The following is a 22,737-nucleotide window of genomic DNA, read 5'->3' as shown; positions in this document are numbered from 1 at the left end:
TTCAAGGGGCCGGGAGTGATCCCGGCCTCTTGAACACGGAGTGAGCATGATCATCATCACAGCGAAAAAAGACGGCTTCCGCCGCTGCGGGATCGCCCACAGCGCCAAGCGGGTCGAGTACCCGGCCGACGCATTCAGCTCCGAACAGTTGGCAGAGCTGCAGGCTGAGCCCATGCTCGTCGTTGAGCTCGTCGTCGAAGCTCAGAAAGAGCCTGACCAGCCAGCGCCCCTCAATGAGAAGATCGTTGCGGAGTCGGCCGTAGCGGAAACGCCGGCCCCAGCCGCCGAAGACCACCTGGCCGAGACGGCCGAAACCAAGCCAGCCCCGAAAGCTCGGGCCGCTTCGAAAAAGGGCGGCGAGAAGGCGCCCAAGGAATAGCCCATGTACAGCACCGTCGCCGCCATTTTGAAGCTCCTCCCGGAGTCTACCGTCCTGCAGCTCGCTGACGACGATGACGCGGGCGTCCTTTCGGATCCTGCGGTCACCGCCGTGCTTGAAGAGGCCATCGAGCAAGCTGACCGGGAGATCGACGCCTATGTCGGCACGGTCAAGCCGGTGCCCCTGGCAGTGGTCCCGGCGCTCATCGAGAACCTGTCCACCAAGCTCGCCATCCACCACCTCTTCTTGCGCCGCCCTGGGGTCGCTGAGGATGAAAATTGGCAGCGCGAGACAGCCCGGTGCATGCGCCTGCTGGAAGCCATCGCCTCCGGCAAGATGGCTCTGGGCGCGGAGATCGGCGGATCGGCCGAGCCGAGTCAGGGGACCGCCTCTTTCACGGCCAATCCCCGACTCATGTCGCGGAGGACGCTGTGAGCGGCGTGACCATCGAGATCGACACCAAGCCTGTCTTGCACATGCTTCAGCGTGTCGCGGAGCGCCTTGACGACATGACGCCGGTCATGCGCGCCATCGGCGAGGTGGTCGTCAACCAGACGGACGAGGCCTTCGAACAGGGGCAATCGCCGGCGGGCAAGCCCTGGAAGCCGTCGGCGAGGGTCAGAGAAAAAGGCGGCCAGACCCTGGTCAATACTGCACGGCTCCGGCTCTCGTTCACATCCGAGGCTTCGGCCAAGCAGGTCGAGGTAAGCACCAATGTCGCATACGCGGCCATCCATCAACTCGGCGGGGTGATCCGTCCGAAGACCAAGAAGGCCCTGGCATTTGGCGGCATCGTGCGAAAATCGGTGACCATGCCGGCGCGGCCGTTCCTGCCTGATGAAACCTCGATCGACTGGGAAGAGATCCAGCACACCATCTGGGGGTATCTGAAATGAGCAGGCAGACCGCTGAAGACGCGATCCTCGGGCTGTTGCGAGCTGGATTGCCGGCAGCCGTGAAGGTCGGGCCCATGCCCCTGGGGCTGGATGAAGACGACGTCTACGGGTTCCCGGGCGAGGCGGTTTGGGTGGTCTACGCCGCGGGCGCATCGAAGGAAAACACCATGATGGGCGCCCATGTGCAGCCCGAAACGTGGGCCTGGGCCGTCTACGCGCTGTCCAAGCGCTACCGCTCTTCCCAGGAGCGGAAGCAGGGAGCTCTCGCGCTCCTGGAGCTGGTGGTGGGCATCCTCGCCGGAGCCATGGTCTTGGGCGCCCCGCTGACAAAAGGTCGCGACCAGGTCGCGCCGGTTGCGCCCGGCAAGGGCGTGTTCGGTTACGAAATTATCTTCACCCTGGAACAAGAACTGCGGAGGATCCCATGAGTACCCCGTTACCTCAGGCCGGCGGCAGCTATTACGCGCTGAAGGACGGCACGCTGCAAAAGGCCAAATGGCCGCAGGCGCAGCCCGCCGAAGTCGAGAAGACGCAGGCGCAGCCCGCCGAAGTCGAGAAGACGCAGGCGCAGCCCGCCGAAAAACTGAACGAGACCAAGGAGGCCGGCAATGGCAAATAGATATTTCCGCAACATGGTCATCCTGGCCAAGATCCAGGAAGACGTCGGCACGTACGAGGCCCCGGCCGCGGCCACGGACGCCTTGCTCATCAGCAACGCGACCATCGGCTATGATGACCAGATCGTGGAGCGCGACTACCTGCGGGAGTTTTTCGGGGCGGCGGAGCAGCTCATCGGCGACAGCCCGGTCAATATCGAGTTCGAAGTCGAGCTGGCCGGATCCGGGGCGGCCGGGACGGCGCCGGCATGGGGCAAGCTGCTCCGCGCCTGCGCGTTCGCCGAAACGGTCTCCGCCGGCGCGCACGTGATCTACAACCCCATCACCACCGCCCAGGAGTCGCTGTCCATCCTCTACGCCGTGGACGGCGTCACGCACCGGGTCAAGGATGCCCGCGGCACGGCCACCCTGTCCATCGCTCCGGGCAGCAAGCCGTCCCTCAAGTTCAAGTTCATCGGCATCGAGCAGGCCGACCCCGAGGCCCTGGCCAACCCGTCCGGCGTGGTCATGACGGCCTGGAAGGCACCTCTGCCCGTGGCCGCGGACAATACCGGCCACATCCTGATCGGCGGCACGTACGCTGCCGGCGTGGTGACCGGCGGGACAGCCTTGCCGTCCATCGGCGTGGATCTGGATCTGGGCGGGTCGGTTGAGTTCATGGCCCTCATGGGCTCGTCCGAGGTCGACATCACCGGCCGCGAAATCAAGGGCACGGCCAAGATGCGCCTGGAAGCGGCTGCAGAGGTCACAATGTTCACCGACGCCAAGACCGTGACCACCAAGTCCGTGAGCTTCAAGCACGGCGTCGGCGCCGGGAAGATCGTGCAGTGCTACGCGCCGGCGTGCCAGTTCGGGCGCCCCAAGTACGAGAACGCCCAGGGTCGCCTGGCCGTGTCCGTGGACATGCGTCTGTGCCCCGTGTCCGGGAACGACGAACTGCTCATCATCGTGAAATAGGGGGCCTGGATGCTGAAAATCGGACAGTCTGAAGCGTTTTGGTACCCGGTAGCAGTCAAAATCCTGGACGAGAACGGCAACGAGGTGCCGTACGAGTTCAAGGCGCGATTTCGCCGTCTTTCCCGCGAGAAAATGGTCGAGGTCCAGAGCAAGAAGGACCTTGAGTTGATGCGCGAGAATCTGCTCGGCTGGAGCGGCGTCGTTGACGAAGCGGAGAACCCTCTCCCGTTCACGGAGGAAAACAGGGAGCTGGTCTTCAGCCTCTGGCCTGTTTTGCCGGCCATGGCCCGGGCGTTCGTCGAAGCCCATAGCCCCGAGGGCAGGGCAAAAAACTGATCGGGGCCGTCCGTCATCTGCTGGGCGCAGGCGACATGACCCAGGCCAAGGACAGCGCCCTTGCCCTGGGTATCCTCCTGGTGACGGACGAGCCCGACGATTTCGAGGTTTGGCCGGAGTGTCTTGAGAGCGTCGACCTGTTCATGGCCTTGCGAACCCAATGGCACTTCGGCGGCCTTGGTGGCCGCGCACCTGGTCTGGATTACCAGGCCCTGAACGCGGCGATGGAGATGATGGGCGTCCTGGATCGCCCCCAGGCCTTCAGGGATATCCGGGTCATGGAGGGCGAGGCTCTCAAGATCTGGCAGGAGCGGTCTATATGACGCCCTTCAGCCCCGCAAAAAAGACGGCCCCGAACAAGGCCGGGAAGATCCAAGCCCCGGTAAAGCCGCAGAGCAAGGCCCCCACGACAACGGCGCCGGCGTAGCACAGCAACTGAAAGACCAGGCGGGAAAGCATGTCTACCTCCAGAGATCTGAAAATCAGGATAACAGCGCAGGACCAGGCAAGTCCAGCGCTGGGAAAGACCAAGGCGGGCATCGAGTCGATCTCCCGCCAGCTGGACAGCATGCGGTCGAGCGCCTTGGCAGCCTTCGGGGTGTGGACGTCGGCAAGCTCCGCGCGGGACCTGGCCAACCTCGCGGACTCGGTCCAGGGGCTCAACTCCAGACTGCTCATCGCCGTCGGCGGCGCGGAGGCGTTCAGCGCGGCCCAGGCGCGCGGCTATGAGATCTCCGCCAAAACGGGCGCCGGGTACGAATCAACCGCAACGCTGCTGGCGCGACTCAGTCAGGTCGGCCAGGGCTATGGCCTTACTCAGCAGCAGATCGCGACCACGACACAGGTCACTGCGCGGTCGCTGCAGCTTTCCGGAGCGGCGGCCGCCGAATCTTCGGCGGTCATCCGCCAACTCTCCCAGGCCCTGGGCTCCGGCGTGCTCCGCGGCGAAGAATTCAATTCCGTCATGGAGAATGGCCCGAGGCTGGCAAAGGCCCTGGCCGACGGCCTGGGGCTGCCCATCGGCAAGCTCCGTGGCCTGGCCGAACAGGGTCTCCTGACGACGGACGTCGTAGTCGCTGCCCTGGAGTCGCAGGCTGGCGTGCTGGAGGCGGAGGCCGCCAACTACCAGCGGACCATGGGCCAAGCCGCAACGCGTGTGACGGACGAGTTCGGCCGCATGGTTGATGCCGCGAACCAGTGGACGGGCGCTGGCCAGAGCGTTGTGTCCACCTTCGATTTTGTGGCCGACCACATGCAGGAGATGCTGGGCGGCGTGGCCGTCGCCGCAGTGTCCGGCATGACCTTGGCCATGGTCAAAGGCGGAGCGGCGGCCGTCGCCTGGGCGGCGCAAACCATCCCCGCGCAAAACGCCGCCGCGGCCAGCTCCATCGCCCTGCATCGGGCCACGGTCGCCGAAGCCGAGGCCGCCGTGGCAGCTGCGACCGCGCACCGTGCTGCCGTGAAGGACTACTGGGCCCAGGTCGCCGCCGACGTCGCGCTGCAGCGGGCCAAGACGAATTTGACCACGGCCACAAGCGCCCTCGCTGCCGCCCAGACGAGCGCCTCCGTGGTGTCTCGCGGCCTGTCCACGGTAGTCACCGCCCTGGGCGGTTCCATCGGCATCATCACCACTTTGCTGACCGCCGGCGCCACGGCATGGATGATCTGGGGCGACAAGGCGGAGAATGCCGCGAACAAGGCCAAGACAGCAGCTGAAGAGGCGGAGCAGGCCATCCGGCGCATGCGCACCGCCCAGGCCTTTGGTGAAGACGCTCTCTCGCCATTCCGCCAGGACATCGCCCAAGCAGAGACCATGCTGGCCGAAGCCAGGAAGGTCAGGAGCGGCTATAGCGTCAACCCGTCCGGCGACGTCGAGTTTTTCACCTACGTGGATGACAAAGCCATCGCCGCAGCGGAGGCAAAGGTTACCGCCGCCTATGCGCGCTTGCACGAGGCCGCGCGGATCCAGCGCAAGAAGGTCGAATCCGAACAGACCAAAGCTCTTTCGCCAGCCTTTAATATCATGGGGCAATCTTTCGACACGTGGCTCGACAAATTCCGGGACAGGATCGACCCGGTTGGCGGCGCCCTCAAGGAGCTGGCGGCCAAGGCCAAGGAAGCGGGCATCGCCGTCGACTCTCAGCAGTACAAGGACGCCGAGGCTCTGGTCCGCAAGGCCTACGCGAAGAAGTCTACGGCGGCCGGAAAGTCTCTGGATCTGGACGACTACGGAGCGAGCGCCTTGGCTGCGCTGCAGGCCCAATCCCGCCGCGAGCTGGATATCCTCAAGGCCAAGCTGGCCGGCGAGCTGAGCCTCGCCCAGCGCGGTTTTGAAGCCGGTACGACCAGCCTGGAGGCCTACTATACAGAACGTCGGCGCGTCATCGAGGCGGAATCGGCGGCTGAAATTGCCGTGCAGGAAAAGGCCATCGCCAAGGCGCGGGCCGAGCAGGAGCGGCTCAGGCAAATGAGCCCCGGCGGTACCCGCGGCCAGGAGCAGATATCCGATCAGCTGCGCGCTCTCGACGAGAAGATCGCCGACGCGCAGGCCCGCGTGGATGTCCTGAAGACGCAGACCGCAACGTCTGTGGCGGAGCTGGCCGCAGAGCAGACCAAGGCGGCCAAAGATCGCATCGACAAAGCCATGAACGATGCCCAGGCAATCATCAGCGCCAAGGAGCAATCTCTGCAGTCCAGGGTGGTCACCGGCCTGGAAACCGAGGCGACAGCCCGGGCGAAGCTCAAGGCCGCCATTGGCGAGCAAGCCCAGGCTTTGCAGTCCGAGCTGGTCCCGCAAATCGAACGGCTGATGCTCGTTGCTTCGAACCCGCTCGCCCGGGCGGAGCTTCAGGCGATCATGGACAAGATCCGCGAGATGCAGGCCACGGCCAGAAACCAGACGTGGATAGACGGCATCAAGCAGGGCGTCGCCGATTACGGGGCCACGGCCAAGGACGCTTTTCAGACTGCCCGGGACGCGGCGTCGGAGGCATTCCAGACCGCCGAAGACGCGGTGGTGCAATTCGCGAAGACCGGAAAGGTCGAAGTCGCCGACATGGTGACGAGCATCAACGCCGAGATCGCGCGCCTGGCTTTCCGCTCGCTGGTTTCGCAGTCCTACGATTGGCTTGGCGGTTTGCTGAAGACTGGTTTGTCGGCAGCGTCTGCGTATTTCGGCGGCGGATCTGCAGCAGCTGGATCCGCCAGCGGCGGTTTCAATTACGCCGGCGAGCTGTCGAGCTATTTCTCGCGCAACGCCAAGGGCAACGCCTACCAGAGCCCGTCCCTCTCCGCATATTCCAACGGGATCTACAATTCTCCCCAGCTCTTCGCTTTTGCCCAGGGCGCCGGCGTGTTCGCCGAAGCCGGCTGGGAAGGCATCTTCCCTCTGCGGCGTACGGCCACAGGAGACCTCGGCGTGCAGGCCGTTGGCGGCGGATCTGACCCGGAAACAAAGTCCTTGCTACGGGAACTGATCGCCGCAACCAGGGCCCAGAAGGCGCAGAAGAACGTCTTTGCCTTCGACCGCCGGACCGTGGCCAATGAACTGAGCGGGTCCGAGGGTGAGCAGATGACCCTGGCCCACGTCAGGCGCAACGCCAGCGCGATCCGGCGCATTCTGGGGTAGTGATGAGCAACTACCTGGTCTGGCCATGGCGCCCTCTCCGCCCGATTACCGAACACCTCGAATGGATGACGGACATCATCGAAGCGCACGACGGCGCAGAACAGCGCATCAGGGTGCGCCAGGAACCGCGCCAGAGCTTTGAGGTGGTCATCCTGCCCAATGACCCGGCGGAACTATCCAGGCTTCGAGTGGCTATCGCTGCGTGGCAACATCGTGAATGGGGGTGGCCATGCTGGCATGAGGCCGTCGAGTTGGCCGCAGTGTTCCCGGCCGCGTCCTCGTCCATCGGCATCGACACCACGGCGTCCGACTTCAGGGCCGGAGGACTGGCCATCGTCCACCAGAGCCCGTCGCTCTACGAGGTCGTGGAGGTCGACACCGTGGCCGCCGGCTCGCTGTCTCTGGTCGCGCCGACGACCATGGAGCATCCTGCAGGCGCGGCTGTGATGCCGTTGCGCATGGCCAAAATGGCGGGCCAGGCCCGGCGCGAAGACTACGCCGTGGAGGCCTCGCGCTACTCGGTGACGATGCAGATCACGGACAACACCGAGCTGACGACCGAGGCCGCAGCCATGCAGTATCTCGGCTACGACGTGCTGTCCGATCCGCTCCTGATGCCTGGTGAGACGATGCCGCGTCAGATCGACAGGCCTCTCGACATCCTCGATCCGGGACCAGGCGCATGGGCCACGTTTGCCAGGACTGATTATCCGGCCATCTCCACAGATCATAAATGGTATTTGCGCACTCCAGCGCAGGCATGGGCGTTCCGTCGCTGGCTGCACCGCAGGGCTGGTAGGCTCAACCCAGTGTGGATTCCGTCCCGCACCCATGACCTGGCCCTGGCCGTCCAACCGACAGCGGCGGCCACGACGCTGGAGGTCCGCGACGTCAACTATCGCAATGTCGGACTTGGCGTCCCTGGCATGACGCACATTGCGGCATTCTCGGCCTCCGGGGCGTTCGTCTGCAGGCAGATCACCGGGGCCGTGGCCGGAAGCGCGGGGCGCGAGAACCTGACGATCAACGCGGCACTCGGCTTCACGGACGTAGCCAGAATTTCCTTCCTCTGCCTGCATCGCTTCGCCGCAGACCGCATATCCCTGACCTGGGATCGTATCGGCGTGGCGACCTGTAGGGCGTCCATGACGGGGGTGGCGGCATGAGCACGTATTCCGATCTTGAATCCTCCGTCCATGGTGGCCGCCCCGTCGAGCTTTTCCGGTTCGTCCACGGCACGACCGTCTGGACCTACAGTAGCGGCCCGGAGATCGAGCACGGCGGAGAGACGTATGCGCATTTTCCCATCGGCCGCGACGACATTCAGCAGACCAAGGAACTGCACAAGTCGCCTCTTGAAGTGCTGATCCCCAGGACGAGCGAGTTGTCCCTGCTCTACCTGGCCGGGAATCCCGAACACATCATCACACTGACAGTGTTCCGGTTCCATGTTGGCGCAAGCGACGGCCCTGTCGTGTACTGGAAGGGACGCATAGTGTCGTGCGACTGGCCCGACCCAGCAACGGCGAGCCTCAAGTGCGAGAGCGTGTTTACGAGCCTCAAGCGTCCCGGACTGCGGGCGCGGTATCAGCGGCCCTGCCGCCGTGCCCTTTATGAGACTGGGTGTAACGTGGACAAAGCGGCCTATGCTGTGGCCGGGACCGTGTCGGCAATCAACGCAGCAAAGACCGTGCTGACCGTGGCCGCAGCCGACGCCCTGGCTGACGGCTGGTTTTCTGGCGGGATGGTCGAGACACCAACGGGCGGGTTCCTTTTTGTGACCGCCCACGCCGGGTCGTCGCTCACGCTGGCGAATACTTGCGCGCTGGCCGTGTCCGATGCCGTGACGCTTTACCCCGGCTGCGCCCGCAACCGCGAAACGTGCAAGAACAAGTTCAACAACATCCTCAACTTCGGCGGCTGGCCCTGGATTCCGCTCCGCAACCCCTTTGACGGCAGGAGCCTTGTGTAATGTGGGTCGAACTCGGTTTTTTCGTCGCATCGCTGGTCATCGGCTACATTTTCCGGCCCAAGGTCAAATACGACTCGCCGAAGCCAGGGACAATCGAGGCCAAGGCCATCGCCACCGCCGGGGCTGAAATCCCGGTGCTTTTCGGGTCCAGGGAAATCACCGGCCAGAACATCGTTTGGTGGGGCGACACGAAGACCAAAGCCATTAAAAAGTCAGGCGGTAAGAAATGACCGAGATCAGAGCCACTATGAAACACATTCGCCAGTGCAAGATGTGCTCACGCGGAGCGAGGGCTTTTTTCGCCAAGCACGGGCTGGACTGGTCCGAATTTTTGAGGTCTGGCGTGCCCGTTGAGGACTTGGAGCAAACAGGCGACACCATGGCCATACAGGTCGCACAGGCCGCACGAGCGGAGCAGGGGTAGCGCATGGGCGGCAGCAGCAAGAAAGTCACGGTCGGTTACAAATACTACGTCGGTATGCACATGGCGCTGTGCCATGGCCCAGTGGACAAGCTCGTGCGCATCATGGTTGGCGGGAGGAAAGCCTGGGTCGGCAATCACACCGGCGGCGCGTTGACTATCGACAAGAAAGACCTGTTCGGCGGCGAGAAGCGCGAGGGCGGCGTCACGGGGCAGGTGGACATCGAGATGGGCGCACCTACGCAGGGTCAAAATTCCTACCTGGCGGCCAAGCTCGGCGCTGACCTGCTGCCTGCGTTTCGCGGCGTATGCTGCGCCGTTTTGCGGCAAGTCTACATCGGCTTGAACCCGTACTTGAAAGATTGGGGGTGGCTGCTCCAGCGCGTCCATACGCGTAAGAACGGAGAGGTGCAGTGGCACGACGCCAAGGCCCAGATCGGTGCGTACCAGCTTTCGGACTCAAAATATCTTCCACCTCCCGACCTGTCGTATAAGTTGCTATTCCCTGTCGGCAGTACCTGGGCGTGGCTGAATGTGCCGTACACGGACACTACAGACTATCACTTGACCGTAGGCTCTGCCGGTTCGTGGAAGGCCCCGTTTGCGGATAGGTTGCCGCATCCGTATTTTCCAAATGCTACCGTTTATCAACCCATAAGCAGAAGCGACACGCACTGGTTTGGAAAAACAATATACGTCACGGACAAGCGGCCAGTACGCATATCCCTGTACTGCGATAACCGAGCCCAAGTCTGGATAAATGACATTTTTGTTTCTGAAATAGTATGGAGCGGGACCATAGTCCATACTCCTGTTTCGGACTCTATTAAGATCGTCGTGAAGTTGACCGATGACACGCCCTTGGTTGGAGGCTCAAATTATACCTATTTTGACGCCTATGCCTATCAGGAAGAAGTCACTACAAGCGATGCGTGGATTTATTATTTCGGCGATTATGGCGACATGAATCCTGCCCACATCATCCGTGAATGCCTGACGGATGCAAACTGGGGCATGGGCTATCCAGAAGAAGACATGGGTGATTCGTTCGTCGATGCCGCGGACAGGCTCTATTCCGAAGGAATGGGCATTTCGATCCTCTGGAGTCAGCAGACAAGTATCGAGGATTTCGTTGAAGAAATTTTGCGGCACATTGATGCCGCGCTCTACGTTGACCGCACGACAGGGAAGTTTGAGCTGCAGCTGATTCGTGACGACTATGACGTCGATGAACTTCTTGTACTGGATCAATCGAACATCAGCCGCGTCGAAGGATATTCGAAGCAGGCACTGGCCGAACTCGTCAATGAGATCACCGTCACCTACAACTCGAATGAGACAGGCCAGACAGAGACGGTGACGCTTCAGAATCTGGCCATGATCCAACAGCAAGGCGCGATCATCCCGGCGACCGTGGATTATCCTGGTTTCGCCCACCAGCGCATCGCCGCGAAGGCCGCGGCCCGTGACCTGAAAGCCATGAGCACGCCGCTCGTGACGGCCACGATCTCCGCCAACCGTGAGGCGGCGGGCCTCAATATCGGCGGCGTTTTTCGATGGAACTGGATCGAAACGGACGAGGACGGAAGCGGCATTGCAACATCATACATCATGCGTGTCACTGAAATTGCCTTCGGTGATGGCGTGGATAACACCGTCCGCATCCAATGCGCCCAGGACGTGTTTGCGCTCCCGGACATCGTCTATGTCGAGGCCGAACCGACCGAATGGACGAATCCTTCGGTCGCACCACTCCCGGCCACGCCCAGCCTGGTGATGGAGACGCCCTACTACGAGATCGTGCGCCAGCTGGGCGAAGTGGATGCTGCTACGAAGCTCTCTGGCTTGCCAGAACTCGGCTATCTGACGGTGGCCGCAGGGCGTCAGGCTGCGGAGATCAACGCCGAGCTGCAGGTTGATTCCGGCGCCGGGTACGTCGAAGGTGGCGCGCTGGATTTCTGCCCATGCGCGGTTCTGGACGGGGCAATCGGCCATCTCGAAACGACGGCCACGCTCAAGGACGGCGTTGATCTCGATGAGTTTGCGGACGGCAGCCTGGCCCAGATTGACGATGAGATTGTGGTCATCGAGTCCATCACGGACGGCGTGGCCACGATCAGGCGCGGGTGCCTGGACACCGTTCCGGCTACGCACGCGGACGGATCGGAAGTCATCATCTGGGACGGGTACACGGCAAGCGATGATGTTGAGTATGTCGCCAGTGATGAAGTGGACGTGAAGATCCTAACCGTCACGGGCCAGGGTCCGCTGGCCATCGCAGACGCCCCGGTTGATTCGGTGACGATGAACCAGCGCGCCACCAGGCCGTACCCGCCCGCAAACGTCCAGGTCGGCGGCTCCTACTACCCGGCGCTGGTCGTTGCCGACGACCTTGTCGGCATCGTCGTCACCTGGGCGCACCGGGACCGCCTGCAGCAAACAGGCGGCACCGTCCTGGGTTGGACAGATGCGAGTGTCGGCCCGGAAGCGGGCGTGACGTACTCTGTCAGGCTGGTGCGCACGGACACAGAGGTCGAACTCGATTCGTCCACTGCAATCAGCGGTGTGACGGCCACATTCGCGCCTGCCTATCGCGGCGAGGTGAGGCTGGAGGTTTGGTCTGTGCGTGACGGGCTGGCGAGTTTCCAGATTTTCTCGCACACCTTTGGTTACATATCGCAAATGCCGGTGTATCACGGCGCATCACAAGTCTATCACGGCACAACCGAGGTTTACCATGAAATTTGAACCATTGCTTGACGGGCCTGGGGGCACGCAATTTGCCGTTGCTCCCGACTCCATCGCCATGACCGAGGAGGTATATGCCCTGACGGGCACGACGCCCAACCTGGACCCAGACCTTGGCACGATCCAGACGTGGACGCTGACAGGCAACTCCACTCCCGTGGACACGTTGACGGACGGTCAATCCATGACGCTGATGATCGACGACGGGTCCGCCTGCTCCATCGCATGGCCGACGATGAACTGGGTTGGCGGCACGGCCCCGGCGCTGGAGGCGACCGGCTACACCGTGATCGTGCTGTGGAAGGTTGGCACGACATTACGCGGCGCGCGGCTTCCTGGGACGGTCGTATGAAACTGGCGAAGCGGTTGATGATGGGTATAGAAGACGGAACGGACACATATTGGGCGAACACTGTCCTATGTATCAACCCAGCCGGGGTTGACGACAGCACAGCAATCACGGACGCGACGGGGAAAACAGTCACGGTTTTGGGTGCTGCGCGCATTAAAAATACACTTGGATACCCTGCTATTTATCTTGATGGAACTGGGGCGTCGCTAAAGTTAAGTAGTCATGCAGATTTTGCCCTGCCTGGGGATTTCACTCTTGAGATATTTTTGTACCCTATCGCTTGGGGGTCAAACAGTATGCTCATAAAATTTGGGGCAAGTGGACTCATACAATTTTCGCGGGTCGGAACGACAAACGCTGTAGGCGTGGCGAAGGCAGATGTGGTTTGGCTCATCACGGGATCGGCAATCCCGGCCATAAACGCGCTGAGCTATGTCGCGGTACGTCGCGCTGGGTCAGCAATGTCGTTGTGGCTGAATGGCGTACAGATTGGCTCTGCCAATGACGCTACGTCATATTCTGCAGCTGATGTGTATATAGGCAAGTCGCAGAATAATCTCGGATATTTGAACGCCTATGTGCGAGGCGTCCGCATAACAAAAGGCGTTGCTCGTGACGTGTCGGGTACGCCATCATTGCCATTCCCGACATCATAGGAGATAATCATGATCCACAAAATAATTGACGGCATCCCGATCCCGGCCAGCTTGCAAGCCGACTTCCCGAACACCAGCTTCCCGGTTGACCTCTCCCGCGCCTCGCCGCCCGATGGATATGTCTGGGTTGCTCCGACAACACCGCCACAGTGCGGACAATTTGAGCGCGTCGTGCCCGCTGACCCGCTACAGGTTGACGGCAGATGGGTGCAGGGGTGGCAGGTCGTGCCGTGGTCGCATGAGGAAGTGCAGGCGCACCTTGTCGGCGTGATCCAGCAGCACCTCGACACGACGGCGCAGTCGCGGGCCTACGACGGCATCCTCTCGCTCTGTACCTACGCGACCAGTCCGTCGCCCAGGTTTGCGGCGGAAGGCCAGGCAGGAGTCGAGTGGAGGGATGCGTGCTGGACGACGGGGTATCAGATTTTGGCGGAGTGCCAGTCGGGTTCGCGGGCGATCCCGACGCCGGAAGAATTGATTGCGGAGCTTCCGGTCATGGTCTGGCCGGAGTAGGTTCGGATGGGTGGCCTGCAGGGGTGGCGATTTGATGTGTCGCGCTGAAGTATTTTTCGCGAGAAATGAGAAATGCGGGGCGTCTGGAATTTCTCATTTCTCGTGACACAAATTCTCATTTGTCGTGCGCGCTCACACCCTGGATATTCCTGCTCGTAAAAAACTGGGAGAGGACTGGGAGAGAAAAGCCGAAGTGCATCTAGGCGAAAAACAAAAGGGCTAGCAATTTCATGCTAACCCATTGTTTTTTATGGTGCCCAGGGCGGGACTCGAACCCGCACACCTGCAAGAGGTAAGGGATTTTAAATCCCTGGCGTCTACCAATTCCACCACCCGGGCAGGGAGTTTTTTCAAATATACAGGGCTGTCTGGAGCGTCAATTCTTTCTTGGGCGAGGGCGGGTCAGACGAAGACGTCCACGAGGGAGCCCTTGTGCGGATCTTGGGTGGGACGCCTGGGTTCGGCCGGGTCCGGGGACGGGCGGTCCTGGTCGCGGCGCGGGGTTTCGTTTCTGACGGCGGGGGCCGTCGGGGACGTCCTTTCGATGGCTTCGGTCATGGCTTCAGGCCCTGGTGTTGCGCTGGTCCATAAAGGACGTGAAGTCTGCGGCGAAACCGCTGTCGATGTAGCGCAGGTCCCGCTGGAGATCGTCGACGTCGAAGCCGTTCTGGACGGCGAACTGCGCGAAGGCGCGGCCCGAGGTGCCCGCATGGCGCAGGCGGACCAGGCCTTCGGGGTTGCGGGAGTAGAAGCGGTAATGGCCGTGGGCGTCGAGGGTCAGGGAATACTCCAGGTCCCAGGGCGTGTCGGCTGCGTAGTTGGCTACGGAACCGAGGTAGTGTCCGGGCAATTCGCTCACGCGGGTCTCCTGTTCTTGCGCAGGGTGAAGCGGAACCAGTCCTTGAACTGGTAGAAATAGAACATGGTGCCGCATTGCACCAGCACCGAGGCGAACATGGCCATCCACACGCCGTCGGACGAGCGCAGCACGACGTGCCCCAGCACGTAGGCCAGAGGCAGCCGCACCAGCCAGGCCGAAGTGCCGAAGATGATCGCCTGGTACATGGTCGCGCCGGCGCCGGTGAAGGCCCCTCCCAGGATCATGGCGGCCAGCATGGGCGGCTGGGCGGTCATGTTCCAGGCCAGGTAGTTCACGGCCTCGGCCTGCACCTCGGGGTCGGGGGCGATGAATGCCGTGACGGGGCCGATGACCGTCCACAGCAGCGCCGTGCAGATGCTGATGACCGTCACGCCCACGGCCATGATCCGGTATCCCACGCGCTTGGCCTCGGTCCGGCGGTCCTGGCCCAGATAGTGGCCGACGAGGATTGAGGCCGTGAAGTTGAAGGCCATGGCCGGGAGGAAGAGCACGGCCTCGACGCGGACGCCGGCGCTCATGCCGGCCATGGCCACGACGCTGCCCTCGGGCAGGCTCGCGGTGATGGCGTAGAGGACCATGTAGGCCGAATGCCAGACCAGCTGCATGAGCCCGGCCGGCCAGGCGACCTTGATCAGGTAGGGCAGGGCCAGGCGCGTCCAGCGCCAGGGCGCGAAGCACTGGGCGCAGAGCAGGCCGCAGCGGTGCAGCATGACGACGTTGTAGATCGTGCCGCAGACGACGGAGCCGAAGGTGGCCCAGGCGATGCCCTTGTACCCGAGTTCGGGCAGACCCCATAGGCCCAGGCCCAGGCCCAGGTCGCCCAGGGTGTTCACGCCCGTGACCAGGATCATGGAGTACAGGGGCAGGGTCACGATCTTCTGGGCCCGGAAGAAGGCGTTGGTGATGGTGAAGACGTAGTAGGCCGGCATGAGGTACAGGCTGACCTCCAGCAGGTACTCGGCGATGGGCATGAGCTCCGGCGGGATCTGCAGCAGGTTCAGGAAGCGCTCGTCGAACCACAGTCCGAAGACCAGGATGGCCAGGCCCGTGACCACGCCCAGGCCCACGCCCAGACCCACGAAGCGCTTGATGCGCTTGGGCAGCCCGGCCCCGGAGCTCTGGCTGATGGCGGCCACGCTGCCGTTGGCCAGGGCGATGGCCACGACCATGAAGAAGAACATGGCCTGGCTCATGACGCCCATGCAGGCCTGGGTCTCGCGGCCGATGCGGCCGGCCACCCAGACGTCCACGAAGCCGATCAGGAAATGGAAGAACATCATGACCACCTGGGGCCAGGCCAGGTTCCAGATGGTCGAGTAGGGGGCGCGCTCCATGCGCCGGTCGAAATCGCTCGTGGTCATGTGTTCTCCGGGTGCTGCATGTGACGCCATGCTTCAGGGTGCTCGATTTGACAAGGAAAAATGTTGCAGGCGCGCGACGGTGCCCCGGCGGGCTTGCTTTCCCCCGGACGGCCGGATAACGGAACCCATCCTGATCACACAACAGGGCCCTGTCCGGGACGTTTTCCGGGGCTTGGCCCGTGAGGTATTTCGTGGAATTTGAAAATCTGCCCGAGAGCGTGACCGTGGTCGAGGAGGGGGGAAAGCGCTTCTTCCTCGTCGGCACGGCCCACGTCTCCCAGGAAAGCGTCGAGGACGTAAGGCGGACGGTGGAGATCGTCCGGCCCGATTCCATCTGCGTCGAACTCTGTCCGGCCCGCCATCAGGCCATGACCCGCCGCGACGACTGGAAGCGCATGGACATCTACAAGGTCATCAAGGAGGGCAAGGCCGTCTTCCTGATGATCCAGCTCGTGCTGCAGGCCTTCTACCGCAAGATCGGCGACAAGCTGGGCGTGCAGCCCGGCGCCGAGATGATGGAGGGCGTGCGCCTGGCCGAGGAGACCGGGGCGACCCTGGTCCTGGCCGACCGCGACGTGCAGGTCACCCTGAAGCGGGTCTGGGGGTTCCTGGGTTTCTGGAAGAAGTGCCAGCTCCTGACCCAGATGCTGACCAGCATCTTCGTCGACGACGACGTGGACAAGGCCCTCATCGAGGACATGAAGAAGAAGGACCAGCTGGCCGCCATCATGGGCGCCTTCGCCGAGAACTTCCCCCAGATCAAGGAGCGCCTCATCGACGAGCGTGACATCTACCTGGCCCAGAAGATCCGCAAGGCCCCGGGCGAGAACATCGTGGCCGTGGTCGGCGCCGGGCACGTGCCGGGCATGCAGCGGCATTTCGGCCATGACGTCGACCTGGCCCCGCTGGAGGAACTGCCCCCGCCGTCGAGGTGGGGCGCCTTCTGGAAATGGGGGTTGCCCGGTTTTTTCGTCGCATTGCTGGTCATCGGTTTTTTCCGCGGCGGCGCTGACACCTCCGTGGACGCCCTCTCCATCTGGGTGCTGGTGACCGGCGTCGGCGCGGCCCTGGGGTCCCTGGCGGCCCTGGGCCATCCCCTGACCATCCTTTCAAGCTTCCTGGCCGCGCCCGTGACCACCCTGCACCCCCTCATCGCGGCGGGCTGGGTGGCCGGCCTGGTCCAGGCCTGGGTCAAGAAGCCCACGGTCTCGGACCTCGAAGAGCTGCCCATGAGCGTCATGACGGTCAAGGGCTTCTGGGTGAACCCGGTCAGCCGCATCCTGCTGGTGGTCATCTTCGCCAACCTGGGCGCGACCATCGGCGTCTTCGTCTCGGGGAGCTGGATCGCGGCCAGGGTGTTCTAGACCGGCGCAGTCGCATTTGTCTCATCGACGCGGCGGGTTTCGCCGGAGCGTAAACGCAAAAAAGGGTGACCATTTCGGCCACCCTTTTTTCATGTTCGTTCCGGATTGGGCGTGAAGCTAGTACGCGCCGTCGTGCCCAAGTTCCTTCTCGGTCACCTTGTGGGAGAAGGTGCGGTACAGCCAGAACTGGTAGGCGGCCACGATGGGCACGAAGACCAGGGCCACGCCCAGCATGATGGAAAGGGTCAGGGTGCTGGAGGCGGCGTTGGCGATGGTGATGGAGTAGTCCGGGTTGATGCTCGAAGGCAGCAGGGCCGGGTACAGCCCGACCACGCCGAACAGGGTCAGGCCGGTGATCATGGCCGCGGACAGGCCCCAGGCGAACCACCAGTCCTCCTTGCCGATCTGCTGGCGCAGCAGGAGCAGGGCCAGGACGGGCGCGACCAGCAGCACCAGGAGCAGCGGGTTGGTCAGGTAGTTGGCCAGCAGGTTGGTGTAGATCACCGTCAGGACCACGAAGGCCCCGATGAGGACCACGAGCACGGGCCACAGCTTGCGGGCCAGGTTTGCCGCGCGGCGCTGCAGGTCCCCCTCGCTCTTGATGGTCAGCCACAGGGCGCCGTGCATGGCGAAGAGCAGCACGAAGAGGACGCCGCCGGCCAGGCCGTAGGGGTTCAGCAGGGTCAGCAGGTTGCCCTGGAAAACGCCCTTCTCGTCCAGGGGCAGGCCCATGAAGATGTTGGCGAAGGCCACGCCCAGGAGCAGGGCGGGCAGGAAGCTGCCGATGGTCGCGCCCCAGTCCCAGACCCTGCGCCAGGCCGGGCTGTCGACCTGGTGGCGGAACTCAAGCGACACGCCGCGGATGATGAGGGCGAAGAGCAGGAGCATGAGCGGGGTGTAGAGCCCGCTGAACATGACCGCGTAGGCCTTGGGAAAGGCGGCGAAGGTCACGCCGCCGGCGGTGATCAGCCAGACCTCGTTGCCGTCCCAGAAGGGGCCCATGGAGTTGAGCATGATGCGGCGGTCCGTGTCGGATTTGCCGAGGAACGGGAGCAGGGTCCCGATGCCCAGGTCGTAGCCGTCAAGAATGAAGTAGATGGCCCAGAGCACACCCCAGAGTAGGAACCAGATGGTTTCGAGCATGAGTCAATCCTCCTTGTGATCCGAACGGTTATGCCTCGGCCGGGCCTTTCTTGGCGTATTTGAACAAGAGGAAGATGTCCACGGCCCCCAGCAGGGCGTAGAGCAGGGTCAGGGCCACGAGGGAGAAGGCCACCTGGGAGGTGACGATGGGCGAGACCGCGTCGGCCGTCTTCATGAGGCCGTAGACGATCCACGGCTGCCGGCCCACCTCGGCCACGACCCAGCCCGCCTCGATGGCCAGGTAGGGGATGGGGATGGCGAAGATCATGGCCTTCAGGAGCTTGGGCGTCTCGGTCAGCCTGTTGCGGCGCAGGAAGGCCCAGATGCACAGGAGCGGCATGAGGGTGCCAAGGCCGACCATGGTCCGGAAGGACAGGAAGGTCAGCATGACGGGCGGGCGCTCTTCGGCCGGCCAGTCCTTGAGGCCTTGGACCGGGGCCTTGAAGTCGTTGTGGGCCAGGAAGGACAGGCCGCCGGGGATGCCGAACAGCTCGATGGCGTTCTTTTCGTTCTTCTCGTCGGGCACGACCAGCAGGTACATGGGCGCGCCGTCCTCATGGGTTTCCCACAGGGATTCCATGGCCGCCAGCTTGGCGGGCTGGATCCGGGTCACTTCCTGGGCGTGGTGGTGCCCCTGGACCGCGACGAGGATGGAGAAGACCAGGCCGAAGACCATGCCCAGCTTGAAGGAGCGGGTGAAGAAGTCGACGTTCTGTTTTTTGAGCAGATGGTACGAGGAGACGCCCATGACGAAGAAGCCGGCCAGGGCGAAGGCGCCGCTCAGGACGTGCACGTACTGCTGCCATGCGAAGGGGTTGCCGACCACGGCGAAGAAGTCGGCCAGTTCGGCCCGGCCGTTGCGGATGACGTAGCCAAGCGGGTTCTGCATGAAGCCGTTGGCGATGATGATCCACAGGGCCGAGAGGTTGGACGCGCCGGCCACCAGCCAGATGCACAGGGCGTGCATCTTGGGGGAGAGCACGTTCCAGCCGAAGATCCAGGCGCCCAGGAACGTGGATTCGAGGAAGAAGGCCACCGTGGCCTCGATGGCCAGGAGCGACCCGAAGATGTCGCCCACGTATTCGGAGTAGCGCGACCAGTTGGTGCCGAACTGGAACTCCAGGGTGATGCCCGTGACCACGCCCAGAACGAAGTTGATGACGAAGAGCTTGCCCCAGAACTTTGTCATTCGCTTGTACGTCTCGTCGCCGGTGCGGACGTACTTGGTCTCCATGATGGCCACCATGATGGAGAGCCCGAGGGTCAGGGGCACGAAGATGAAGTGGAACATGGTGGCCATGGCGAACTGAAGCCTGGATAACATGAGCACATCCATAGTGAGTCTCCTTTAGTTGAGTGCGGGTGAGGAACCCGTGATCCGCGTGATGGCTTCGGTGGCCAGTTCCCCGACGGAGGTCTCCGCCAGGGTCCGGTCGCGATAGATTTCGAGTGCGGAGGCGTCTGCGGTCATGGCCTCCAGTTGCGGCAGGGCCGAGGTCAGCCCCAGCAGGCCGCAGGCCCACGCAGCCAGGCCGCGGATGCCCGCGTCGCAGTCGCCCAGGGCGCAGAGCAGGTCCGGCTCGGCCGCGACGGCCAGGTCCGGCCTGGCCTGGGCCAGCCGGGCCACTCCCCAGACCGCCCCGCGGCGCAGGGGGGCGTGCTCCAGGTAGCAGTCGGGGCGGCAGTGGTCTTCATGAATGTAGGCCAGGACGTGGTTGTGGTACTCGGCGGCCACGAGGGGGCTCTGGGTCATGATTTCGGCCATGGCTTCGGGCGCTCCCCAGCCGATGCCGCCGGACTCGTCGTTGAGGCTCCAGATGAAGCGCCGCATGACCACCCGCGCCTTTTCCGGCGTGCGGGCGGCCAGTGCGGCGATGACCGGCCCGAAGGCCGTCACTGACCGCCATCGCAGCAGGGGAGAGGAACTGCACAGGGCCGAGAAAAGCGGCGCGACGGCCTGCTGGCCCAGTTCGGCCAGTCCGGACAGCCCGTCCTCCCAGCCGTCGCCGGCCAGAAGTTCGTGGATGCGCCGCTTGAGTTCCCTGCCCTGTGCCACACCCGTCTCCTAGGCTTCGGCCTCGGCGACCTTGGCCTTGATGGCCCTGGCCACCTGACGCCCGAGTTCCTTGCACTCGGCCAGCTTGGCGTGGTCGGGCACGTTCTTGCCCTTCACGCCCGGCTCCACGACCTCGATCTTGGCCGACTTGAGCCAATCCGTCAGGACGTTGAGGGACTCGCCGCTCCAGCCGAAGGAGGCGAAGGCGGCCCCGACGCGGCCGACGGGACGCAGGCCCTTCATGTAGGTCAGAAAGTCCGCCATCAGGGGCATGATGCCGTTGTTGTGCGTCGGCGAGCCGCAGACGATGCCCGTGGCGTCGGCCAGTTCGCCCATGACGTCGCTGTGGTGGTACTGCTTGAGGGCCATTATCTTGGCGGACACGCCTTCCTCCATGATCCCTTCGGCGATGGCCTTGGCCATCTTCTCCGTGGAGTGCCACATGGTGTCGTAGACGATGACGGCCTTCTTGTTGGGCCGCTGCTCGGCGTACTCGCGGTAGGCCTGCAGGATGAGCGGCACGTTGGAGCGCCAGATGATGCCGTGGTCCGGGGCGATCATGTCGATCTCGATGCCCATCTTGGCCACGTCGTCGAGCACGGCCGTGACCCGCTGGGAGTACGGCAGGATGATGTTGTGGTAGTAGTGGGAGCTCTCCTTCATGAGCATGGCCAGGTCGACCTCGTCGTCGAAGCGTTCGCTGGAGGCGATGTTCTGGCCGAAGGCGTCGTTGGAGATGAGGAGCTTGTCCTCGGGGATGTAGGAGAACATGGAGTCGGGCCAGTGCAGCATCCGCGCTTCCATGAACTGCACCGTGCGCTTGCCCAGGCTGATGGAGTCGCCGGTCTGGACCGGATGGTACGGCCAGTCGGGCTGGTGGAAATGGTCGAGCAGCATGCGGTGGCCCAGCTTGGAGCAGAAGACCTTCTCGGGCTGGATCTTCTCCACGAGGAAGGGCATGGCCCCGGAGTGGTCGGGCTCGATGTGGTTGCAGACGATATAGTCGATCTTCTCCAGGGGGATGATGGAGCGGATCTGGTGGTACAGGTCCATCTGGAACTTGGCAGGGACGGAGTCGAACAGGGTGATCTTCTCGTCCATGACCAGATAGGCGTTGTACGTGGTTCCCTGGGGCGATCTGGAATAGCCGTGGAAGTCGTGGATGTTCCAGTCGACGACGCCGACCCAGTAGATGTCTTTCTTGATCTCGGTGACAGGCATGGCTGGTGTTCCTTTATGGATATGTTAACCCGCCGTCGGCGGGGGAAATGGTTGTGCTGCAAACAAATTCAGCCCAGGAAGGCCTGGGCTGAGAGGAAGCGTCGATCAGCTTTCCTTGACGAAATCGGACTTTCCAGCCCCGCAGACCGGGCAGGACCAGTCGTCGGGGATGTCCTCGAACTTGGTGCCGGGCGCCACGCCGCTGTCAGGGTCGCCGATGGCGGGGTCGTAGACGTAGCCGCAGAGAGTGCAAACGTATTTGTCCATGTCGGGTTTCTCCTAGTTTTCGGTTTTCCAGTGTCCGTGAAGATTGCAGTATTCCCTGGCCGTGACCTTGGAGGCCTGCACGCAGAACTCGGCCTCGGGGGCCTGTCCGGGGTTCAGGTACTCGCGGTAGACCTTGCCGTCGGCGATGAGTTCGATCCACTCGATCCAGTGGGTGTCGATCATGGGGTGGGCCACCGCGCCGACCTTGACCTTGTAGCCGGTCGCGGTCTTCTCGATGACCGGGACGTGCTTTTCGCGGGCCGCGTCCACGGTGCCCTCGACCATGAGCTTCATGTCCTCGCCGCAGCAGACCAGTGTCCCGCCGCCGCCGTGCATGACCTCGACGATATTGCCGCACAGATCGCATTTGTACACTTCAAGTCTTTCAGCCATTTGTTACCTCCGTGAAGTTCGAAAGGTGGATTACACCGGACCTGTAGCAGAGAACGGCGTACTGTTCCAGTCATTTTGCGTTTGCTTTGCTTTGGCTGCGAAGGAGCGGCTATTGCTCGGGATCGCGATGGGAACGGCACTCGGGGCAGATCCCGGAGAACTCCAGGCTGACGCCGGTGATTTCGAAATCCGTGGCGATCTCGTCTTCGATTCCGGAAATGTCGGGGGCGTCGAAGATGTCGCCGACCTTGCCGCAGACCTGGCAGCGGATATGGTGATGGGGAGACATGTCCCCGTCGAAGCGTTTCTGGCCGGCCGCGTTCTCGAGCTTGCGCACGAGGCCCAGCGTACTCAGCACTTCGAGGTTGCGGTACACGGTGCCGAGACTGATGCGCGGCATCTTTTCGCGGACCATGCCGTAGATTTCATCAGCCGTGGGGTGGGATGTCACGGACTGGAGCTGTTCCATGATGATCTTGCGCTGGTTGGTCAGGCGCATGTCTTTACCCAAAAGTTCCTTCATGGGGCACCTCGGTCAAAATTTAATAATTATTACTAATAAAATCCCGGTGCGGCG

The 22,737-nt window shown here is 62.9% G+C and carries 28 protein-coding genes and 1 tRNA gene; 17 read left to right on the top strand and 12 right to left on the bottom strand.

Features of this window, described 5'->3' with window-relative positions:
- The first annotated feature begins 46 nt into the window (after positions 1–46).
- Genes ACZ5AC_RS12875 through ACZ5AC_RS12840 form a run of 8 tightly spaced genes read left to right on the top strand, consistent with a single transcriptional unit; the run spans position 47 to position 3,508 of the window.
- Positions 47–379 carry an HI1506-related protein gene (locus ACZ5AC_RS12875; protein WP_464248003.1) on the top strand — a complete coding sequence of 111 codons (333 nt, stop codon included), beginning with the start codon at positions 47–49 and terminating at the stop codon, positions 377–379.
- Positions 380–382: 3 nt separating this feature from the next.
- The gene (locus ACZ5AC_RS12870) at positions 383–814 is read left to right on the top strand and encodes a gp436 family protein (RefSeq protein ID WP_464248002.1); all 432 of its coding nucleotides are present in this window, start codon (positions 383–385) and stop codon (positions 812–814) included.
- A gap of 5 nt (positions 815–819) precedes the next feature.
- Positions 820–1,275, top strand: a complete 456-nt coding sequence (locus ACZ5AC_RS12865; RefSeq protein WP_464248001.1) for a phage virion morphogenesis protein — start codon at positions 820–822, stop codon at positions 1,273–1,275.
- Positions 1,276–1,322: 47 nt separating this feature from the next.
- A complete protein-coding gene (locus ACZ5AC_RS12860) occupies positions 1,323–1,703 on the top strand; it encodes a hypothetical protein (RefSeq protein WP_464248000.1) in 381 nt (126 codons plus the stop codon).
- Positions 1,700–1,894 carry a hypothetical protein gene (locus tag ACZ5AC_RS12855; RefSeq protein ID WP_464247999.1) on the top strand — a complete coding sequence of 65 codons (195 nt, stop codon included), beginning with the start codon at positions 1,700–1,702 and terminating at the stop codon, positions 1,892–1,894. Before ACZ5AC_RS12860 ends, ACZ5AC_RS12855 begins: the two co-directional genes overlap by 4 nt.
- Positions 1,884–2,849: a phage tail tube protein gene (locus ACZ5AC_RS12850; protein WP_464247998.1), complete on the top strand. Its 966-nt coding sequence runs from the start codon at positions 1,884–1,886 to the stop codon at positions 2,847–2,849. The genes ACZ5AC_RS12855 and ACZ5AC_RS12850 overlap by 11 nt, the downstream gene beginning before the upstream one ends.
- Before the next feature lie 9 nt (positions 2,850–2,858).
- The gene (locus ACZ5AC_RS12845; RefSeq protein WP_464247997.1) at positions 2,859–3,185 is read left to right on the top strand and encodes a hypothetical protein; all 327 of its coding nucleotides are present in this window, start codon (positions 2,859–2,861) and stop codon (positions 3,183–3,185) included.
- A gap of 35 nt (positions 3,186–3,220) precedes the next feature.
- Positions 3,221–3,508 carry a DUF1799 domain-containing protein gene (locus ACZ5AC_RS12840; protein WP_464247996.1) on the top strand — a complete coding sequence of 96 codons (288 nt, stop codon included), beginning with the start codon at positions 3,221–3,223 and terminating at the stop codon, positions 3,506–3,508.
- Here ACZ5AC_RS12840 and ACZ5AC_RS12835 read toward each other — a convergent pair.
- Positions 3,501–3,644, bottom strand: a complete 144-nt coding sequence (locus ACZ5AC_RS12835) for a hypothetical protein (protein ID WP_464247995.1) — start codon at positions 3,642–3,644, stop codon at positions 3,501–3,503. The two genes, ACZ5AC_RS12840 and ACZ5AC_RS12835, sit on opposite strands and share 8 nt — an antisense overlap.
- Here ACZ5AC_RS12835 and ACZ5AC_RS12830 point away from each other — a divergent pair.
- The 8 genes from ACZ5AC_RS12830 (at position 3,643) to ACZ5AC_RS12795 (ending at position 13,475) form a co-directional block, all read left to right on the top strand.
- Positions 3,643–6,813, top strand: coding sequence for a tape measure protein (locus tag ACZ5AC_RS12830; RefSeq protein ID WP_464247994.1), 3,171 nt, complete (start codon positions 3,643–3,645; stop codon positions 6,811–6,813). The two genes, ACZ5AC_RS12835 and ACZ5AC_RS12830, sit on opposite strands and share 2 nt — an antisense overlap.
- A gap of 251 nt (positions 6,814–7,064) precedes the next feature.
- Positions 7,065–7,979, top strand: a complete 915-nt coding sequence (locus ACZ5AC_RS12825; RefSeq protein ID WP_464247993.1) for a hypothetical protein — start codon at positions 7,065–7,067, stop codon at positions 7,977–7,979.
- Positions 7,976–8,785 carry a phage BR0599 family protein gene (locus ACZ5AC_RS12820; RefSeq protein ID WP_464247992.1) on the top strand — a complete coding sequence of 270 codons (810 nt, stop codon included), beginning with the start codon at positions 7,976–7,978 and terminating at the stop codon, positions 8,783–8,785. The genes ACZ5AC_RS12825 and ACZ5AC_RS12820 overlap by 4 nt, the downstream gene beginning before the upstream one ends.
- Entirely contained in the window at positions 8,785–9,015 is a 231-nt protein-coding gene (locus ACZ5AC_RS12815) for a hypothetical protein (RefSeq protein ID WP_464247991.1), read from the top strand. The genes ACZ5AC_RS12820 and ACZ5AC_RS12815 overlap by 1 nt, the downstream gene beginning before the upstream one ends.
- Positions 9,016–9,212: 197 nt before the next feature.
- On the top strand, positions 9,213–11,954 hold the full coding sequence (locus ACZ5AC_RS12810) for a phage tail protein (RefSeq protein WP_464247990.1): 2,742 nt from the start codon (positions 9,213–9,215) through the stop codon (positions 11,952–11,954).
- Positions 11,944–12,306 carry a hypothetical protein gene (locus tag ACZ5AC_RS12805; protein ID WP_464247989.1) on the top strand — a complete coding sequence of 121 codons (363 nt, stop codon included), beginning with the start codon at positions 11,944–11,946 and terminating at the stop codon, positions 12,304–12,306. Before ACZ5AC_RS12810 ends, ACZ5AC_RS12805 begins: the two co-directional genes overlap by 11 nt.
- Complete coding sequence (locus ACZ5AC_RS12800; protein ID WP_464247988.1) at positions 12,303–12,962, top strand: LamG-like jellyroll fold domain-containing protein; 660 nt, start codon at positions 12,303–12,305, stop codon at positions 12,960–12,962. Before ACZ5AC_RS12805 ends, ACZ5AC_RS12800 begins: the two co-directional genes overlap by 4 nt.
- A 9-nt stretch (positions 12,963–12,971) precedes the next feature.
- Positions 12,972–13,475: a hypothetical protein gene (locus ACZ5AC_RS12795; RefSeq protein WP_464247987.1), complete on the top strand. Its 504-nt coding sequence runs from the start codon at positions 12,972–12,974 to the stop codon at positions 13,473–13,475.
- A 251-nt stretch (positions 13,476–13,726) separates the two neighbouring features.
- Here ACZ5AC_RS12795 and ACZ5AC_RS12790 read toward each other — a convergent pair.
- The 4 genes from ACZ5AC_RS12790 to ACZ5AC_RS12775 all read right to left on the bottom strand — a co-directional run bounded on the left by ACZ5AC_RS12790 (position 13,727) and on the right by ACZ5AC_RS12775 (position 15,716).
- Positions 13,727–13,814, bottom strand: a tRNA-Leu gene (locus ACZ5AC_RS12790).
- A gap of 63 nt (positions 13,815–13,877) precedes the next feature.
- Positions 13,878–14,033, bottom strand: coding sequence for a hypothetical protein (locus ACZ5AC_RS12785; RefSeq protein WP_464247986.1), 156 nt, complete (start codon positions 14,031–14,033; stop codon positions 13,878–13,880).
- 4 nt (positions 14,034–14,037) lie between these two features.
- Positions 14,038–14,334, bottom strand: coding sequence for a hypothetical protein (locus tag ACZ5AC_RS12780; protein ID WP_464247985.1), 297 nt, complete (start codon positions 14,332–14,334; stop codon positions 14,038–14,040).
- Positions 14,331–15,716, bottom strand: a complete 1,386-nt coding sequence (locus tag ACZ5AC_RS12775; RefSeq protein WP_464247984.1) for an MATE family efflux transporter — start codon at positions 15,714–15,716, stop codon at positions 14,331–14,333. Before ACZ5AC_RS12775 ends, ACZ5AC_RS12780 begins: the two co-directional genes overlap by 4 nt.
- A 191-nt stretch (positions 15,717–15,907) precedes the next feature.
- Between ACZ5AC_RS12775 and ACZ5AC_RS12770 the strand changes: the two genes are divergently transcribed.
- Positions 15,908–17,080: a TraB/GumN family protein gene (locus ACZ5AC_RS12770; RefSeq protein ID WP_464247983.1), complete on the top strand. Its 1,173-nt coding sequence runs from the start codon at positions 15,908–15,910 to the stop codon at positions 17,078–17,080.
- 117 nt (positions 17,081–17,197) lie between these two features.
- On the opposite strand, the gene cydB is transcribed toward ACZ5AC_RS12770, so the two are convergent.
- The 7 genes from cydB to ACZ5AC_RS12735 form a co-directional block, all read right to left on the bottom strand.
- Positions 17,198–18,223 (bottom strand): cytochrome d ubiquinol oxidase subunit II, encoded by a 1,026-nt coding sequence (cydB, locus tag ACZ5AC_RS12765; RefSeq protein WP_028576482.1) that lies wholly within the window; start codon positions 18,221–18,223, stop codon positions 17,198–17,200.
- A 28-nt stretch (positions 18,224–18,251) separates the two neighbouring features.
- Positions 18,252–19,559, bottom strand: a complete 1,308-nt coding sequence (locus ACZ5AC_RS12760) for a cytochrome ubiquinol oxidase subunit I (RefSeq protein WP_464247982.1) — start codon at positions 19,557–19,559, stop codon at positions 18,252–18,254.
- Between the two features lie 12 nt (positions 19,560–19,571).
- Positions 19,572–20,279 carry a DVU0298 family protein gene (locus ACZ5AC_RS12755; protein WP_464247981.1) on the bottom strand — a complete coding sequence of 236 codons (708 nt, stop codon included), beginning with the start codon at positions 20,277–20,279 and terminating at the stop codon, positions 19,572–19,574.
- A 9-nt stretch (positions 20,280–20,288) separates the two neighbouring features.
- Complete coding sequence (locus ACZ5AC_RS12750) at positions 20,289–21,500, bottom strand: FprA family A-type flavoprotein (protein ID WP_464247980.1); 1,212 nt, start codon at positions 21,498–21,500, stop codon at positions 20,289–20,291.
- A 105-nt stretch (positions 21,501–21,605) separates the two neighbouring features.
- Entirely contained in the window at positions 21,606–21,767 is a 162-nt protein-coding gene (gene rd, locus ACZ5AC_RS12745; RefSeq protein WP_464247979.1) for a rubredoxin, read from the bottom strand.
- 12 nt (positions 21,768–21,779) lie between these two features.
- Positions 21,780–22,160, bottom strand: coding sequence for a desulfoferrodoxin (locus ACZ5AC_RS12740; RefSeq protein ID WP_464247978.1), 381 nt, complete (start codon positions 22,158–22,160; stop codon positions 21,780–21,782).
- A 109-nt stretch (positions 22,161–22,269) separates the two neighbouring features.
- Entirely contained in the window at positions 22,270–22,683 is a 414-nt protein-coding gene (locus tag ACZ5AC_RS12735; RefSeq protein ID WP_464247977.1) for a Fur family transcriptional regulator, read from the bottom strand.
- Between the last annotated feature and the right edge of the window lie 54 nt (positions 22,684–22,737).

This window comes from Desulfomicrobium aestuarii, assembly GCF_055385525.1.
This window is presented reverse-complemented; position numbering and strand designations above follow the sequence as displayed.